14 protein-coding genes are annotated in these 16,539 nt (G+C 65.4%); 2 read left to right on the top strand and 12 right to left on the bottom strand.

Features of this window, described 5'->3' with window-relative positions; genetic code table 11:
• Window positions 1-264: 264 nt before the first annotated feature.
• From tldD to ABIE56_RS15370, 3 genes are all read right to left on the bottom strand, one after another.
• Entirely contained in the window at window positions 265-1,704 is a 1,440-nt protein-coding gene (tldD, locus tag ABIE56_RS15380) for a metalloprotease TldD (protein ID WP_429244664.1), read from the bottom strand.
• 85 nt (window positions 1,705-1,789) lie between these two features.
• Window positions 1,790-2,137: a HigA family addiction module antitoxin gene (locus ABIE56_RS15375; protein WP_429244663.1), complete on the bottom strand. Its 348-nt coding sequence runs from the start codon at window positions 2,135-2,137 to the stop codon at window positions 1,790-1,792.
• Between the two features lie 11 nt (window positions 2,138-2,148).
• Window positions 2,149-2,427 carry a type II toxin-antitoxin system RelE/ParE family toxin gene (locus ABIE56_RS15370; RefSeq protein WP_429244662.1) on the bottom strand — a complete coding sequence of 93 codons (279 nt, stop codon included), beginning with the start codon at window positions 2,425-2,427 and terminating at the stop codon, window positions 2,149-2,151.
• A gap of 201 nt (window positions 2,428-2,628) precedes the next feature.
• On the opposite strand from ABIE56_RS15370, the gene ABIE56_RS15365 reads away from it, so the two are divergent.
• A complete protein-coding gene (locus ABIE56_RS15365) occupies window positions 2,629-3,801 on the top strand; it encodes a sterol desaturase family protein (protein ID WP_429244661.1) in 1,173 nt (390 codons plus the stop codon).
• 91 nt (window positions 3,802-3,892) lie between these two features.
• On the opposite strand, the gene ABIE56_RS15360 is transcribed toward ABIE56_RS15365, so the two are convergent.
• The 9 genes from ABIE56_RS15360 to leuS form a co-directional block, all read right to left on the bottom strand.
• Window positions 3,893-7,789 carry a YhdP family protein gene (locus tag ABIE56_RS15360; RefSeq protein WP_429244660.1) on the bottom strand — a complete coding sequence of 1,299 codons (3,897 nt, stop codon included), beginning with the start codon at window positions 7,787-7,789 and terminating at the stop codon, window positions 3,893-3,895.
• Between the two features lie 15 nt (window positions 7,790-7,804).
• Window positions 7,805-9,292 (bottom strand): ribonuclease G, encoded by a 1,488-nt coding sequence (gene rng / locus ABIE56_RS15355; protein WP_429244659.1) that lies wholly within the window; start codon window positions 9,290-9,292, stop codon window positions 7,805-7,807.
• A gap of 54 nt (window positions 9,293-9,346) precedes the next feature.
• On the bottom strand, window positions 9,347-9,904 hold the full coding sequence (locus ABIE56_RS15350) for a Maf family protein (RefSeq protein WP_429244658.1): 558 nt from the start codon (window positions 9,902-9,904) through the stop codon (window positions 9,347-9,349).
• Window positions 9,905-9,915: 11 nt separating this feature from the next.
• On the bottom strand, window positions 9,916-10,386 hold the full coding sequence (gene rlmH / locus ABIE56_RS15345) for a 23S rRNA (pseudouridine(1915)-N(3))-methyltransferase RlmH (protein ID WP_429244657.1): 471 nt from the start codon (window positions 10,384-10,386) through the stop codon (window positions 9,916-9,918).
• 7 nt (window positions 10,387-10,393) lie between these two features.
• Window positions 10,394-10,783: a ribosome silencing factor gene (rsfS, locus tag ABIE56_RS15340; protein ID WP_429244656.1), complete on the bottom strand. Its 390-nt coding sequence runs from the start codon at window positions 10,781-10,783 to the stop codon at window positions 10,394-10,396.
• 74 nt (window positions 10,784-10,857) lie between these two features.
• The gene (gene nadD, locus ABIE56_RS15335; RefSeq protein WP_429244655.1) at window positions 10,858-11,499 is read right to left on the bottom strand and encodes a nicotinate-nucleotide adenylyltransferase; all 642 of its coding nucleotides are present in this window, start codon (window positions 11,497-11,499) and stop codon (window positions 10,858-10,860) included.
• A complete protein-coding gene (holA, locus tag ABIE56_RS15330) occupies window positions 11,496-12,506 on the bottom strand; it encodes a DNA polymerase III subunit delta (protein WP_429244654.1) in 1,011 nt (336 codons plus the stop codon). Before holA ends, nadD begins: the two co-directional genes overlap by 4 nt.
• Before the next feature lie 14 nt (window positions 12,507-12,520).
• Window positions 12,521-13,060 (bottom strand): LPS assembly lipoprotein LptE, encoded by a 540-nt coding sequence (lptE, locus tag ABIE56_RS15325; protein WP_429244653.1) that lies wholly within the window; start codon window positions 13,058-13,060, stop codon window positions 12,521-12,523.
• 2 nt (window positions 13,061-13,062) lie between these two features.
• On the bottom strand, window positions 13,063-15,810 hold the full coding sequence (gene leuS, locus ABIE56_RS15320) for a leucine--tRNA ligase (RefSeq protein ID WP_429244652.1): 2,748 nt from the start codon (window positions 15,808-15,810) through the stop codon (window positions 13,063-13,065).
• Window positions 15,811-16,394: 584 nt separating this feature from the next.
• Here leuS and ABIE56_RS15315 point away from each other — a divergent pair.
• Window positions 16,395-16,526 (top strand): hypothetical protein, encoded by a 132-nt coding sequence (locus ABIE56_RS15315; RefSeq protein ID WP_429244651.1) that lies wholly within the window; start codon window positions 16,395-16,397, stop codon window positions 16,524-16,526.
• Window positions 16,527-16,539: the final 13 nt, after the last annotated feature.

Here is a 16,539-nt window from a genome sequence, read left to right as displayed (position 1 = left end):
GTCCATACGCCGTCTGCGGGCGGATCATCGCGCCGCAGCAATGACGACCACAATACTAAAGTGCACTCTAACTGAGGCTTTTCGTACCGTACGCGTGCGTTCCGTGACGTGGGTCGCGCTTGGTCGACACGTGCACGTTTCGTCCTAGACCGTAAAAACAATGTAGGAGCGCGCTTGCGCGCGATGGGTGCTCGAGGCACGAACCCATCGCGCACAAGCGCGCTCCTACAGAGAGCAGCTATCGGGCGGAACTATTGTCGGCGATTAAGCAGCCGTGCCGCCGACTGTCATGCCATCGACACGAAGCGTCGGCTGGCCCACGCCAACCGGCACGCTCTGGCCATCCTTGCCGCATACACCCACGCCTTCATCGAGCGCGAGGTCGTTACCGATCATCGATACGCGCGTGAGCACTTCGGGGCCGGCGCCGACCAGCGTGGCACCCTTTACCGGGCGCGTGACCTTACCGTCTTCAATCAGGTAGGCCTCGCTGGCGGAGAACACGAACTTGCCGTTGGTGATATCGACCTGGCCACCACCGAAGTTCACCGCGTAAAGGCCACGCTTTACCGAACGGATGATCTCCTCCGGTTCACGATTGCCGGCGAGCATGTAGGTGTTGGTCATGCGTGGCATAGGCAGCTGCGCGAACGATTCGCGGCGGCCATTGCCCGTGGACTTCACGCCCATAAGGCGCGCGTTGAGCTTGTCTTGCATGTAACCCTTGAGGATCCCGTTCTCGATCAACGTGGTGCATTCGGTCGGCGTGCCCTCGTCATCGATGCTCAGCGAACCGCGGCGGCCCGGCAGCGTGCCGTCATCGACCACGGTGACGCCTTCGGCGGCGACGCGCTGGCCGATACGGCCGGCAAACGCGGAACTGCCCTTGCGATTGAAATCGCCTTCGAGCCCGTGGCCGATCGCCTCGTGCAGCAGCACACCGGGCCAGCCCGGGCCGAGCACCACGGTCATGCTGCCCGCCGGCGCATCCACCGCCTCGAGGTTGACCAGCGCCTGGCGCACGGCCTCCTCGGCGAATGCCAGCGCGCGGCCGTTTTCCATGAGCTCACGGTAGCCGTAGCGGCCACCGCCGCCCGCATGGCCCTGCTCACGACGGGTACCCTGCTCGGCGATCACCTGCACGTTCAGGCGCACCAGGGGGCGCACGTCGGCTGCCAGCGTGCCATCGGAGCCTGCGACCAGGATGGTATCCATGGTGGCGGCGATGCTTACCACCACCTGCTTGACGCGCGGATCGCGCGCGCGGGCGTAGGCATCCACCTCGCGCAGCAGCGCGATCTTTTCTTCGTTCGGCAGGCTCTCGACCGGGTCGATGGCCGGATACAGGCCACGGCCGGTGGCGAGGGCCAACGGCTTGCCGGCGCCAGCGCCGCCCTGGGCGATGGCGCGTGCAGCGCGCGAGGCCTCGAGCAGCTGCGGCAGCACGATTTCATCGGAGTAGGAGAAGCCGGTGCGCTCGCCGGAAATGGCCCGCACGCCCACGCCCTGCTCGATCGAGTGGCTGCCATCCTTCACGATGCCCTCTTCCAGTACCCAGGATTCGCTGCGCGAATGCTGGAAGTACAGGTCCGCCGCGTCGATGGAGGGGCCCATCAGCTGCGAGAAGACGCGGTCGAGGTCGGAGGAAGCGAGGCCGCCCGGGGCGAGCAGGCGCCGTTCGGCGAGGGTGATCAGGGAATCCATCAGGGCTGCCGGTGAGGGGTATAGACCCTGTAAATAGGGGCTTAAGCCTCAAGCTTAAACCCCGCAGGCGTAGGTGGCGAGCGACTCAGGTCTTGGGGCGGCGGCGCGGGGCGGGTCGCGAAGGCGGTTGAGGCTGTTCTATGGCCGCCCACGGCACAATCGCGATGAGCTCCCGCTCAATCTGCGGGCGCAGCATCTCCCGGTCATAGCCTGCCTGCATATTGGACCAGAATTCATCGGACTGGCCGAAGAACTTCGCGAGGCGCAATGCGGTATCGGCTGTAATCGCGCGGCGGCCGGCGATAATTTCGCCTATCCGCGGTGCCGGAACGCCAATCGCCTTGGCCAGCCTGTACTTGGTAATGGCCATCGGCGTGAGGAACTCTTCCTGAAGAATCTCGCCGGGATGGGGATAAGGAAAATCGCGAGTCACGGCTCCTCCGCTCAGTGATAATCAACGATGGTGACCCCGTGTGGCGCTCCGTCTTTCCACACGAACACAATGCGGTACTGATCGTTCACACGAATGCTGTGGAAGCCAGAGCGATCACCTTTGAGGGGCTTAAGCCGGTTCGACGGGGGAATGCGAAGCTCGTCAAGACGGGTCGCAGAATCCAGCATCACCAGCTTCCGCATCGCAACGCATCGAATGTTTATCCATCGATTCGACCCGGACCCTCGAAAGAGATCATACGTATCGGTGTCACCGAACGACTTGATCATGTCTAGTATCGCCGCACAATATTAACGTACAACGATACTATCCACAAGAAAGCGAATTGCCTGCCAGCCAAAGACACCATTCCTCGTAGGAACGCACCGCGCCCTTCCCCATACGACCCAGCACGTTGCCCGGCCGATGGTAGGATGCGGCCCGCATACCAACGGTAAGGAGAGCCGATGAGTCAGGGGAAAAAGCGGGCCGTGGCCCGACGTGTTGCCACCGCGCCCGCCCGCCGGGCAGAGGCCGTGGTCGATGAAACCGTGGACCTGCTCCACGCCAGTGGATCGCTGGACCCGGGTAAGGCCATGGTCAGCACGGCCATCGCCATCTCGCTGGCGTTCCTATCCCTGCTGGCCGTCATCGCCTTTCATTTCCCGCAGTACCTGACCACGCCCGACCTGCGCCACAAGTACTCGGTCGATGTGCTGCGCCAGCTGCTGCTGGGTGCCCTGCTGATCTCGGGCGGGCTATCGCTTGCGAACGTGATCCTGGGCCGACGTCGGAACCTGAACATCGGCGCGTTCGTGCTGGTACTCGCCGCTGTTGCGCTGGGTGGCGCACGCGTACCGGTTGGAAGTTTCCCCGACCACACGCCCTACATCGGCCTGGACTGGTTCATCCTCGACCTGCTGGGCTCCACGCTGGTCTTCGTGGTGCTCGAAAAGCTGTTCCCCCTCTACCGTGGCCAGTCGCTATTCCGGTTCGAGTGGCAGACCGACATGAAGCATTTCGCGGTGAACCACTTCATCGTGGGCCTTGCGCTGCTCATCGTGAACTTCCTGATCCACCACGCTTTCGGATGGCTGGTGAACAGCGATTTCCAGCGCATGGTGGCGTCCATTTATTTCGTGCCGCAGCTGCTGCTGTGCATCCTTGTGGCGGACATGGCCCAGTACTGGACCCACCGCGCGTACCACGAGGTGCCGTTCCTGTGGCGCTTCCATGCCGTGCACCACAGCGTGAAAACCATGGACTGGCTGGCCGGCTCGCGCCAACACATGCTCGAGCTGATCTTCACCCGCGTCTGCGTGCTCGCCCCGCTCTACGTGCTGGGCTTCAGCGAAGCGGTGATGAACGCCTACATCATCGTCGTCGGCTTCCAGGCCGTGTTCAACCACGCCAACGTCCACCTGCCATGGGGTCCGCTGCGGTACCTGATCGTCACGCCTGACTTCCACCACTGGCACCACGCCTCCGATGACGAGGCGATCGACAAGAACTACGCCGCGCACTATGCGTTCCTTGATTACCTGTTTGGCACGGCGGTGAAATCGAAGAAGGTGTTTCCGGAGAAGTACGGCGTGGTCGGCGATTACATGCCGGATGGGTTCGTGAAGCAGCAGATGTTTCCGTTTCGGAAGCCGAAGACGTAGTCGGACGCGCTGGGCGCCTTGCGGGCTCGGCGGATCCGATCGCGCGCGGGCGCGTTCCTGCACGGAACGCGTTGCGCCGGCGAGGAACGGACTACGGGGCGGGCTGGACGGGTGGGGTTGCCGTGCTCGGCAAGCCCTTGTCGATCGGAGTGAATACCGGTTTATCCCACGTGCCAGTCACGTGGTAACGCTTGCGCGCCGCCTGGTTCAAGCCATGGCCCAGGATGCCCTGCACCGCCAGGCCCGCCGCGGCGCCCACCGGACCGCCCGCTAGCGCACCCACGATGGGCAGGCTGTTGCCGACGTGGGGTACCACGAGTACTTCCTGGTCATAGTCGCGTGCTTTCAGCCCGGCGCGACCCGTGATCGAAATCTCAGCGGCGGGTGCACGGATCTTCAGGTTCTGCGTGCTGGCATTGCCGTGGGCGAAATTGAAATCGCCCGTGATGGCGTCGAAGCCAAAGCCCTTGCCCAGCACATCGCCGAAATCGAGCGCCATGCGCCGTGGCAATTCGGTGATCGACACCAGGCCAAACAGACGGCCCACGCCAGGCTGCACTTCGAGGATGCGGCCGTTCGCGACATTGATCTTCAGCGTGCCATCCATGTTCGCCAGCGCCAGCGCCGAGGGGCCACCGGGCCAGGTCGCATCCAGGCGCGCCTCGGTACGGCCACCCGACATGATGCCGGCGAAACCCAGCGCATCGAGCATGCGCGCCACGTCTTCCGACGCGAAGTCCATCGACAGGTGCGTGTGGCTCGTCTTCTCGTCGCCGTTCCAGTCACCCGTGGCGGTGATCTGCACGTTCTTCGACTGGGCACGCAACTGGTCGATATGCAGGCCTTCATCCGTCGGCCATGTTTCCAGGCGCGCTTCGCCCAAACGCGCCTTGCCCAGCCGCATGTCGGTGACCTGCAGGTGCAGCGGCGGGAGGCTTGATGGCGCGACACCGGCTTCATTGGTGTTCGCCGGCGGCTTGCCGCTCTTGTCCTTCGCTTCCTCCGCATGGGCGACCGTCACCGCCGCCGTCGCCACCTGCCCGGCGGTGGCGCGGCCCTTCTTCGCCGCATCCGCCGAATCATCCGATGAGGGCCAATAGATCCGATCCATGCGCGCGGTGATGCCGCGGCGCCGCAAGTCGTCGTTTGGCACGGTCATGGCGCCGGCCAGGCCGTCGCTGTCCACGCGCAGGCTAAGCTCGCGCGGGCCCGGGCGGGCCACGATATGCATGTTGCTGAAGTGCTGGCCAAACACCTCGGCGTCGTCGGTCATGAGGTCCAGGCCAGTCAGGCCCGGACCGCTCGATCCCGTCGAAAGCCCCACCACGTACTGGACCCAACCGGAGACATCGAGCTTGTCCGCGTGCCCGCTGAAAAGGTAACCCTGTGCGGGCATCACGTCCGGTGGCGTGGTGCCCAGATTGAATGCCGCAGCGATAGGCGTGTTATTGCGGCTGTTCGCCAGGCGCAGGCGCCCGCGCACGATGTCACCCAACGCGATGTCGAGGCGGGCGCCGTCGATCGGCAGCGCAAGCTTCACGGAAAGTGGCAAAGGCTGCGTCGCAGGCTTCTTCACCGGCGTGGGCATCAACATCTCGACGCCGCGCAGGTCGGAATCGACGGCCAGTACCTGGCTCAGTTCGTTCTTGTCGCCGGTATGGGCGAGGTCGAAACCCACGCGGAAATTGCCGCGGCCTTTCGCGATGTCGCCCAGCCATTTCAGGTCCGGGTAGTCCGACACCATTTCATCGACCGTAAACGCACCGGTGACCGCGGTGCTAAGCACCTTGGCCGGATCGCCCGTGCCACCGGCAATGGCCAGGTCGAGGCTGGCCGGCTGGCCATGAAACTGGGTTTGCAGCCCCTTCGCGACAAAGCCCTTGCCATCGAAGGTCATGGGGCCGGTGATCTTGTCCAGGTGCAGCTTCCACTCATCGGAAACGAGGTCGGCATCCTTGATGCTCGCCCTGCCCTCCAGCGTGAAATCCTTTGATTCCTTCAGCGGCAGCAGCAGGTTGAAGCCGAACTCGCCGGTGCCACCCAGCTTGAGCTTGTCGAGCTCCTCGCGGCTGCTGCTGGCGATGGGGCTATTCTTGATGAAATCCATGAAGCTGCCGCCGGTGCCCGCGCCGCTCACCCGCAGGTCGAGCACCCCATCGGCAAAGTCAGGAATCGCAGCCGTCGCTGAGCTGGCGGCGTTGCCCAGCGAATGTCCTTCGCTGGCTTCCACGTACATGCCGTTATCGATGAAGTTGGCCACGGCCGTAAGGCCCTCGGCCTTCGGCCAGCCCGCGCCGTAGTCGAGCACGGTATCGTCGATCAGGGCGCGCGCTTCGAAACGGCCTTCCTGGTTCTTGAACGGGAAATCGCGCACGTTGCCACGGATCATGGCCGAGCCGCCGACGATATGGCCCGAGACGAGGCCGCGGTTGAGCCAGTTCTGCGCACTCTCGGACATGGAGTGAATGGGCCAGAACAGCTTGGCCGCCGGCACTTCGCCCTCGCCCAGCGCAACGTACATATCCATGAACAGGCCGGTATCGTTCGCCGGCACCACCATCTCGCCACGCGCCTGGCCGCCATAACCTTCGCCGCGGAAATCCAGTGCATCGACGCCGATATGCCAGCCGGCATCGTCGTTGAACACGGCGATATCGCCACCCAGCGACGACATGACGAACGGCTTGCGGAAGACACCCGTGGCGTCGATCGTGGTGGCTTGCTTTGGCAGCGAGAGCACGATGGCCTCGCTATCGCCGAACACCTCACCACTTAGCGTGGCCAGGCCCGGCAGCTTGCCACTGGCATCAATGCCCAGGCCGGAGAACGCGGCCTGCGCAAAGCGCAGACCATCCACTGAATTCCAGTCGGCGCGCAGCTGATCGAAACGGCCACGCGGCCTGCCGCCGCCCAGCCAGCGCGCCAGCGCCGGAGATACCTGCGGCAACAGGCCCGCCCACGGTGCCAGCGGGGCAAGCTCGAGCTTGCGTGCCACCAGCGTACCCTCGCTGCGATCACCGTTGGTGCGCAGCACGATGGCGGCATCGCTGCCATCACGCCCCATCCAGTCAATGCGCTGGCCATTCGCGAAGCGGTGCAGGTCGACAATGCCGTGCAGGCCGGCCGTGCTGACCGTCCGCGCCGGGCCGCGCACCGCGAGGTTATCCAGATCGATACTCGAGGTGGCGCGCACCACATGCGCATCACGCCAGTCCAGCCAGGTTTCAAAGCGGCCCTTGCCACCGGCCAGCGCGTAGCCGCCAGCAACGAAATCTCCGGTCAGGGCGGCAAAATCGACGTTGGCACCCTTCACGTACACCTTGCCGCTTGATCCATCGGCGGCAAAGCGCCCCGCGGCCGTCAGCAGGCCGCTCGCGTTCTCGCGCCGCAGCGTGCCGCCTACGCGTACCAGCTGGCCTTGCAAGCTAAGGCGGAGTTGGTCGGCCACCAGGCCGAAATCGTGGTGGGTGGTTTCATCGGCGATATCGATGTGGGTATTGGTAAGCCACAGGTCCACCGACATGTTGCCGAACGATACCTTCTGGGTTGTGCCACCCGCGGCGAAACCATCAATGCTCCAGCGGCCATCCGGCGCCCGGCGAAGACCGAGCCGGAGATCCTGCAAGCGAAGGTTGATCAGGTGGCGCGACGGCAGCACCAGGCCGCCAAAATCGAGCTTCACGGCAGCCTGCGGCAGGCGCAGCGGCGGCGAACCGGGATCGCCACCGATGGTGACATCGCGCAGGACGAATAGCGGGCCGGTCGGGCGCCAGAACCCCTCCAGGGAGGCGAACTGCACCGGCTTGTGCACCTTCTCGCTCAGCATCGCCGCGATGCGCGCGGGGTAGCGTGCCGCCAGCGGCAGCAGAAGCTGGCCGAGCGCCATCACGATCGCGAGCGCGACCAGTACGCTTGCGACCAACCCGATTAGGAAAAACCGCAGGCGACGTGCGCGATGGCGCCAGGCCGGATTCACCGGCCCGCGCATCGACGAGGCTCACGCCTAGAGCAAAACAACATCGAACTGTTCCTGCGAATAGTGCTCTTCCGCCTGGAAGCGGATGCTCTTGGCAATGAATTCCTCGAGTTCGGCCACCGCAGCGGACTCTTCCTCGAGGATACGGCCCACGACTTTCGGGCTTGCCATCACCAGCAGCTTTTGCGCATTGAACTGGCGTACCGCTCGCGTGATCTCGCGGAAAATCTCGTAGATAACGGTTTCAGCCGTCTTCAACGTGCCACGGCCACTGCACGCGGGACACGGCTCGCACAGCTGGCGTTCCAGGCTTTCGGTGGTGCGCTTGCGGGTCATCTCCACCAGGCCCAGGGCCGACATGGGATAAACCGTGGTCTTGGCGTGGTCACGCGACAGGCCCTTTTCCAGCATGCGCAGCACCTGGCGCTTGTGCTCGTCATCCACCATGTCGATGAAATCGATGATAACGATGCCGCCGAGGTTACGCAGGCGCAACTGGCGCGCGGCCGCCTGGGCCGCCTCCAGGTTCGTGCGGTACACCGTTTCCTCGAGGTTGCGCGTACCAAGGTACCCGCCGGTGTTCACATCGATGGTGGTCATCGCCTCGGTCTGGTCCACGATGAGGTACCCGCCCGACTTCAGCGGCACCTCCTTGCGCAGCGCCCGTTGAATCTCGTCTTCCACGCCGTACAGGTCGAAGATCGGCCGTTCACCCGAGTAATGCTCCACGCGATCGGAGAGCACGGGCATGAACTTCTGGACGAATTTGACCGTTTTCTCGTAGGTCTCGCGTGAATCCACGCGGACTTTTTCGATGCCATCGTTGAGTGAATCGCGTAGCGAGCGCAGCGGGAGCGAGAGCTCCTCGTAGACGCGCTCGCCCAGCTTCGCCTTCTGGATGTTTTCCTGCACGACGCGCCATACCTTGCTCAGGTAGGTCACATCGAACGCCAGCGATTCCTCGGACTGCCCTTCCGCATTGGTGCGGACGATGTAGCCAAGGTGGTTTTCGCCGATCAGGGGCGTAATGATGTCCTTCAGCCGCTGGCGCTCGGCCTCGTCCTCGATGCGCACCGACACCCCTAGCGTGCGCGAATGCGGCAGGAGTACGAGGTAACGCGAAGGGATGGAGAGGTGGGTGGAAAGCCGCGCGCCCTTGCTGCCGATTGGGTCCTTCACCACCTGCACCACGATTTCCTGGCCTTCGTGAACCAGTTCGCTGATGGGTGGCACCGGGCCATGGCCGTTGGACTTGCCGCCCTCGGGCGCATCCGTCGCTGGCAGCGAGGGGCGCACGATATCGGAAGCGTGCAGGAACGCGGCGCGCTCCAGGCCGATCTCGACAAAGACCGCCTGCATGCCGGGCATGACGCGTTGCACGCGCCCTTTGTAGACATTCCCCACGTAGCCGCGCTTGGTCGCCCGCTCTACGTGCACTTCCTGGAGCATGCCGTTTTCGACGATCGCCACCCGCGTCTCACGCGGCGTGACATTGATCAGGATTTCCTCGCTCACCGGCACCCCTTTTCCTTAAGCCATCGCGCTTTATAACTGCGTGGCGACAACATGTCACTGACCCCGCAGGAGCTGCGAAGTTTCGTAGAGCGGCAGCCCCATGACGCCAGAATAGCTGCCGGAGAGGTGTTCGATGAAAGCGGCGGCGCGGCCCTGTATGGCGTATGCGCCTGCCTTGCCCATGCATTCGCCCGTGGCGACGTAGGCGGCGATGCCGGCCTCGTCCAGGGCCGCGAAGCGCACCGTGGATACCGACGTAGTGCAGCGTTCCACGCCCTGCCCGACCAGCCAGGCGACAGACACGACGCGGTGTTCACGGCCCGCAAGGCGGCGCAGCATCGCGGCGGCATCGGCGGCATCGCGTGGTTTGCCAAACACTTCGTCGCCCAGGATCACTTCGGTATCCGCGCCAAGGACCCGCGCGCCGGCTTCGCTGGCGACCAGCGCAAGGCCAGCCAGGGCCTTGTCGCGTGCCACGCGGCTCACATAGGCCTCCGGCAGTTCACCCGGCTGGCGGCGCTCTTCCACATCCACATCGAGCGTGCGGTGGCTTTCGCCCAGCTGGTCCAGGAGTTCACGTCGGCGCGGTGATTGCGAAGCCAGGTAGAGCACGGGGCATTCCTTTACGCGCGGTGGTAGGGATGGCCGGCCACCAGCGTGGTGGCCCGGTACAGCTGCTCGGCGAGCACCAGGCGCACCAGCATGTGCGGCAGGGTAAGCGGGCCAAGTGACCACCGTTGGTCGGCCCGCGCCAGCACATCGGGCGCGTGGCCATCGGGGCCGCCGATAAGGAAGGCAAGATCGCGGCCGCCCATGCGCCATTGCTCAAGCTGCACGCCCAGCTCCTCGCTGGACCACAGCTTGCCGCGGCCATCGAGGGCGATCACATGGATATCGCGCGGCAGCGCCGCGAGGATGGCGGCGCCCTCATCCACGATGGCGCGCGCGTCATCGCGACCTTTGCCGCGAACGCCCGGCTTGATCTCGATGAGCTCCAGCGGCAGCTCGTGCGACAGCCGCTTGCGGTATTCGGCGAAGCCTTCCGCCACCCAGGCGGGCATGCGTTCGCCGACCGCGATTAGCCGCGCCTTCACGGCGCGATCAATCGTTGGCGGCGTCGTCGGGGGCGTCGTCGCCCACCGTCCACAGGCGCTCGAGGCCGTAGAACTCGCGAATACGCGGGAGCATGACGTGGACGATGATATCGCCCAGGTCGACCAGCACCCATTCGGCTTCGGTCTGGCCTTCGACGCCCAGCGGCATCACACCGGCTTCCTTCGCGAACTTCACCACCTCATCGGCGATGGATTTCACGTGGCGTGCGGAGGTGCCGGAGGCGACGAACAGGATGTCGGCGATGGAGGTCTTGCCACGAACGTCGATTTCTCGAACGTCCTTGGCCTTGAGGTCTTCGAGGGCCGCGATCACGCGCTTGCGGAGAATCTCATTGCTGGCGGGCGACTTGGCCTTGCGGGATGCGGACGAACTCAAGATACGGAAACCTCGTGCGGCGGAGTGCCGGGGTGGGGCCAGTATACCCCCGGCCGGGCCGGGCTGCGTCAAGGTTAAAGGGCGAGTGCGCGGTAGGGTTCGAGGAGCGCGGGATCGCCGAAGCAGGTTTCCGGCATCAGGTACCGCGGTTCGTTGCCTGCGGCGAAGGCTTCGCGGATGGCCGTGGCGGCAATATCCAGTGGTGTGATGGCGATATCGATCACCTGCCCGGCCGGCCCGGCCAGGCGCGGCGAGCGCCGGCCATCCACGAAGGCGGCCAGTTCTGCCGGAAGCGCATGGTCACCGCCAGGGCGGGTGAGCACGCCGATGTGCGCCAGGGCGAAAAGCTCGCGCCAAAGGTGCCAGGAAGCCAGGCCGGCAAAGGCATCGGCACCGACCAGCAGTACCAGCGGCCGGTCCGGGCCCACCTCGGCGCGCAACGACGCCAGGGTATCCACGGTGTAGGACGGACCATCGCGGTCCAGTTCCCGGGTATCGATGACCAGGCGGGATTGCCCCGCCAGCGCGGCGCGCAGCAAGGCCACCCGGCCCACGGCATCGGCGATCGGCGGCGGCCGGTGCGGCGGGGTGCGTGCCGGCACCATGCGCACGTCGGCGTCGAGCGCCTCCGCCGCTTCCCAGGCCGCCCGCAGGTGGCCGTTATGAACCGGATCGAACGTGCCGCCGAGAATGGCGAGGGGGCGCAGATGGCTCATGCGAAAGCCGCCGCAGCGCGAGGCTCGGCGATCGCGGCGATGAGCCGTTCGGCCTCCAGCCATGGATCGCCCTGCTCACGGCCCTTGGCCATGCGATCGATCCGGGCGGCGCGGGCCAGGCAGGCCAGCCAATGTTCACGGGGCGCACGGCGCAACGCCTTGCGGAAGAGTTGCTCCCGCGCCGGCCACAACCGCTCTACTTTGGCTTGCGCTGCGAAATCGCGCGCGTTGGCCAGGCGCAGGGCGAGCTGCAGCTGATTCACCAGCCAGCCCATGAGGGCGATAAGCTCATCGCCCTCGGCATGCAGCCCCGCCAGGATGCGCAGGGCACGCCCACCATCACCGGCAAATGCCGCATCGGTGAGCTTGAACGCGTCAAAGCGGGCACTGTCCGCGACCAGGCTCTCCAGCGTCGCCGCATCCAGCCGGCGATCGCCTGCCAGCACCACCAGCTTGTCGATCTCCTGGGCGGCGGCCAGCAGGTTGCCCTCCACCCGCTCGGCCAGCATGGCGATGGCATCGGGCGTGGCCTGCAGCCCGCGGGAAGACAGGCGCTGGCCGATCCACTGGCCCCATTCATTGGGACGCGGGGCATTGAAGACGACCTGGATCCCGCCCTGGTCCACGGCTTTCGTCCAGGCGGCTTCGTGCTTGCTGCTCCACTCGGTGGCGGAGATCAGCAGCGTGGTATCCGGCGGGGGGTTATCGACAAAGGCGGTGATGGCAGCGCCCCCCTCCTTGCCCGCGCGACCCCCGGCCAGGCGCAGGTCCAGCAGGCGCTGCGTGGCAAACAGGGAAAGGCCCGCGGATGAACGGGCCAGGTCATCCCAGTCGAAGCGGCTATCGGCTTCAAGCACCTCGCGCTCGCTGTAACCCAGCCTGCGGGCCATGGCCCGCAGCGCGTCGGCCGCTTCCAGCACCAGCAGTTCCTCGCCCACCAGCAGGTACACCGGCGCCATCCGGTCGCCGGCAAGGTGCTTATGCCACTGGGCGGGCTGCATGGGCACCGCGGCTCCGCCCGTTACTGAGCGGAGGGTGCCGGGGCCGCGTCGGGCGCCGGTGGGTGGGTACGGGCAGCCTGCAGGCGGAACAGGATCGACTGGACCATGTCGCCGATCAGGCTGCGCTGCAACTCCTCCGTCTGCGCGGCGGTACCGATCGTGTTCGTCGCGTCGTAGCTGAACTCGCGCGACATATCGACCTGCTGCGGGGCGACCAGGAGGGTGCCATCCGGCCCCTTGGCATTGAACTCAACGTGGTAGCGCACCGCGTATTCGGTCACGCGCGCGGTACCGCTCACCGTGAGCGAATCGGTACGGAACGAATTCTGGGTGATGGCGAGCTCAGCAATGCCCGCGCCCGGTTTATCCACCACCGTGGCGTTGGAATTACCCAGTGCACGCGAGAGCTCACGCTCGAGGCGCCCGCCGCCGACCACGGTGAGGTGCACCTTCTCCATGCCCGCAGGCAGGGCCGCCGACTGGCGCAGGTGGAATCCGCACGCGCCCAGCAGGGCGGTGGCGGCGATGGCCAGGGCGATACGGAGAACGTTCGGGCTCATGGTTATCCTGCGACGATGTTGACGATCTTGCCGGGCACGACGATCACCTTGCGCACGGTCAGGCCTTCCAGCTGCGCCGCCACGACGGGCACGGCGCGAGCCATGGCCTCGGCTTCGTCCTTCGAAGCGTTGGCCGGCACCTCGATGGTAGCGCGAAGCTTGCCATTTACCTGCACCGCATAGGTCAGCGAATCGCGGACCAGCGCCGCCGGATCAACGGCCGGCCAGCCGGCATCCTCCACCAGCGCCTCGCCATGGCCGAGCGCCTGCCACAGGGCGTGGGATACGTGCGGGGTAAACGGGTTGATCAGCTGCACCACCGCCGTGAAGGCTTCCTGGCGCAGGGCCACGCCCTCTTCGCTCGCGTCATCGAACTTGTTCAGCGCGTTCAGCAACTCCATCAGCGCGGCAATGGCCGTGTTGAAGGACTGGCGGCGGCCGATGTCATCGGTGACCTTCTGGATGGTCTCGTGCAACTGGCGGCGCAGCGTCTTGCGCGCCGCCTCGCCGGCCGGGTTCGCGCCCTGCCCCTTGCCGCCTTCGGCATGCGTGGTCACATCGCGCCACAGGCGGCGCAGGAAGCGGGCCATGCCTTCCACGCCCGCCTCGTTCCATTCCAGCGACTGGTCGGGCGGTGCGGCGAACATGGAGAACAGGCGGACCGTATCGGCGCCGTACTTGCCGATCATCGCCTGCGGGTCCACGCCATTGTTCTTGGACTTGGCCATCTTCTCGATGCCGCCGATTTCCACCGGCTTGCCATCGGTACGCAGCGTCGCGCCGACGATGCGCGCCTTTTCGTCGCGCTGCACATCGACATCAGCCGGGTTGAACCAGGTGAACTGGCCGTCGGCTTCCTTACGGAAATAGGTCTCGGCGATCACCATGCCCTGGCACAGCAGGTTGGTGGCCGGTTCGTCGCTGGCCACCAGGCCCTCGTCGCGCATGAGCTTGTGATAGAAGCGGAAATACAGCAGGTGCAGGATGGCGTGCTCGATGCCGCCGATGTACTGGTCGACGGGCGTCCAGTACTTCGCACGGTCATCCACCTGCGCGTTCGCGCCGGGGCTGGTGTAACGGGCGTAGTACCAGCTCGATTCCATGAAGGTATCGAACGTATCGGTTTCGCGCTCGGCCGGGCCACCGCAGTTCGGGCAGGTGGTCTTGCGCCATTCCGGGTCAGCCTTGATCGGCGATTGCACGCCAGAGAACTCCACGTCCTCCGGCAGCACGACCGGCAGCTGGTCTTCCGGCACGGGCACGGCATCGCACTGCGGGCAGTAGATGACCGGGATGGGGCAGCCCCAGTAACGCTGGCGGCTGACGCCCCAGTCGCGGATACGCCAGTTCACCCGGCGCTCGCCGCGGCCGGCGGCCTGGAGCCTGGCGGCGATGGCGTTGAACGCCTCGTCGAAGTCCAGGCCATCGAACTCGCCCGAATTCACCAGGTAGCCGTGCTCGGTGTAGGCGCCAGCCTCCTGGATGCCCGTTTCAAATGCCTTGACCGTTTCCACGGCGGCCGACGGCGCGTAGGCATCGGTGCTGCCGCCCTCGAGTGCATGCTGGGTGGCATCGGTACCGTCGCCCTTGGCCAGGTCGCGGCTCAGCTCGGCCAGTGCATCGACCACGCCGCGGTCCACGACCACCATCTTGATCGGCAACGAATACTTCTGGGCGAATTCCCAGTCGCGCTGGTCATGGCCAGGCACGGCCATGACGGCGCCCGTGCCGTACCCCATCAGCACGAAGTTGGCGACCCACACGGGCACCTTTTCGCCGGTGATCGGGTGCACGGCATCGACGCCGGTGTAGTAACCGCGCTTTTCCTGGGTTTCCAGCTCGGCCTCGGAGACACCGCCGGCCTTGCAGCTTTCGATGAACTCGGCCAGGCCCGGATTGCCTTCGGCGGCGCGCGTGGCAATCGGGTGCTCGGCAGCCACGGCGACGTAGGACACACCCAGCAAGGTGTCCGGTCGAGTGGTGAACACCTTCAACGGCTCGGCCTGGCCGTCCACATCAAAGGTGATCTCCAGGCCCTCGGAACGGCCCAGCCAGTTGCGCTGCATGGTCTTCACGGCATCCGGCCAGCCCGGCAGGGTGTCCAGGCCGTCGAGCAGTTCCTGCGCATAGGCGGTGATCTTGAGGAACCACTGCGGGATCTCGCGCTTTTCGACCACGGCGCCCGAGCGCCAGCCCTTGCCGTCGATGACCTGCTCATTGGCGAGCACGGTCTGGTCGACCGGATCCCAGTTAACGACGCTGTTCTTGCGGTAAACCAGGCCCTTTTTCATGAGCCGGGTGAACATCTGCTGCTCCCACTGGTAGTACTCGGGGCGGCAGGTGGTGACCTCACGGGTCCAGTCGTAGGCGAAACCCATGCGCTTGAGCTGCTCGCGCATGTGTTCAATGTTCTTGTAGGTCCACTTGGCCGGCGCGGTCTTGTTCTTGATCGCGGCGTTCTCGGCGGGCAGGCCGAAGGCATCCCAGCCCATGGGCTGGAGGACGTTCTTGCCCTGCTGGCGCTGGAACCGGCTGATGACGTCGCCGATGGTGTAGTTGCGGACGTGGCCCATGTGGAGGGCACCGGAGGGGTACGGCAGCATCGATAGGCAGTAGTACTTGGGCTTGCCGGTGTCTTCGGTGACTTCGAAGGCACGGGTGTCGCTCCAGTAGCGCTGGGCGGCGGTTTCTACGGCGTCGGGGGCGTAACCGCCCTGCTCGCGGGTGGCCTGGTCGTTGCTGTCCTGCATGGTGTCTGGTACCGGATGGGTGCTCGGGTGGGCTGCGTAAGAACGCGGCGCTCAATCGCGGGAGACTATCCCACGAGGTATTGGGGGGCAACCTCGGGTTGCTGTCCAGCGGGTTTGGCTCGGGTGCGGTCTTGCGCTTTGGAAGCGGTTCATTCGCCTTTGGCGAATGCATGTAACTAGCGGCTTGGGCCGCCTCGCTCGTGAGGGCTTGAGGCGAAGAGCCGTCGGTGCCCACCCTCGCTGCTCAGACAGGTCCTCCGCGTTCGGACCGGAATGCGCCTACGGCGCATGGTTTACCTATATGGCCTACGGCCGCTCTCTTGTGCGGAACTCGCCTCGAGGGTGGGCACCGACGGCTCTTTTGATCCTAGAGGTTGGGTGGTGGGAGAGCCGCGGCGTTATCTGCGGTGGACATGGGCGGTCGGACACGGAAGCGTCCGCGGACACGTGGGGCGCGGCGCGGTAGGTCGCTGAGAATGGCTTGGTGGCGCCGTTTGTGAGGTGCCGCGAGCGTTGGCACGGGGGATGCAACGTCTAGGGCAAAGGGGCTCATGCCTCACCCGATATGCCCAAGGAGAACCACCATGAAAGTCGAGACCTTCCTGCTGAAGACCTTCTTCGCTGCTGCCGTGCTGACCTGTGTGTTGGCGATGGGGGCGTTTGTGACGGCGAGTCCGGCACAGCTGTCGGCGACGTTGGTGGCAGCGGCACAGTGAGCTGATCCGGCGT

Origin of the sequence: Luteibacter sp. 621, from assembly GCF_050435445.1 — a bacterium.
In the GTDB taxonomy this organism is placed as follows: domain Bacteria; phylum Pseudomonadota; class Gammaproteobacteria; order Xanthomonadales; family Rhodanobacteraceae; genus Luteibacter.
This window is presented reverse-complemented; position numbering and strand designations above follow the sequence as displayed.

Bases quoted from the DNA above. Each gene is read 5' to 3' on its own strand.
- tldD (WP_429244664.1), bottom strand. From the start codon at position 1,704: ATGGATTCCCTGATCACCCTCGCCGAACGGCGCCTGCTCGCCCCGGGC.
- ABIE56_RS15370 (WP_429244662.1), bottom strand. From the start codon at position 2,427: ATGATCAAGTCGTTCGGTGACACCGATACGTATGATCTCTTTCGAGGG.
- ABIE56_RS15360 (WP_429244660.1), bottom strand. From the start codon at position 7,789: ATGCGCGGGCCGGTGAATCCGGCCTGGCGCCATCGCGCACGTCGCCTG.
- nadD (WP_429244655.1), bottom strand. From the start codon at position 11,499: ATGAGCCATCTGCGCCCCCTCGCCATTCTCGGCGGCACGTTCGATCCG.
- lptE (WP_429244653.1), bottom strand. From the start codon at position 13,060: ATGAGCCCGAACGTTCTCCGTATCGCCCTGGCCATCGCCGCCACCGCC.
- leuS (WP_429244652.1), bottom strand. From the start codon at position 15,810: ATGCAGGACAGCAACGACCAGGCCACCCGCGAGCAGGGCGGTTACGCC.
- ABIE56_RS15315 (WP_429244651.1), top strand. From the start codon at position 16,395: ATGAAAGTCGAGACCTTCCTGCTGAAGACCTTCTTCGCTGCTGCCGTG.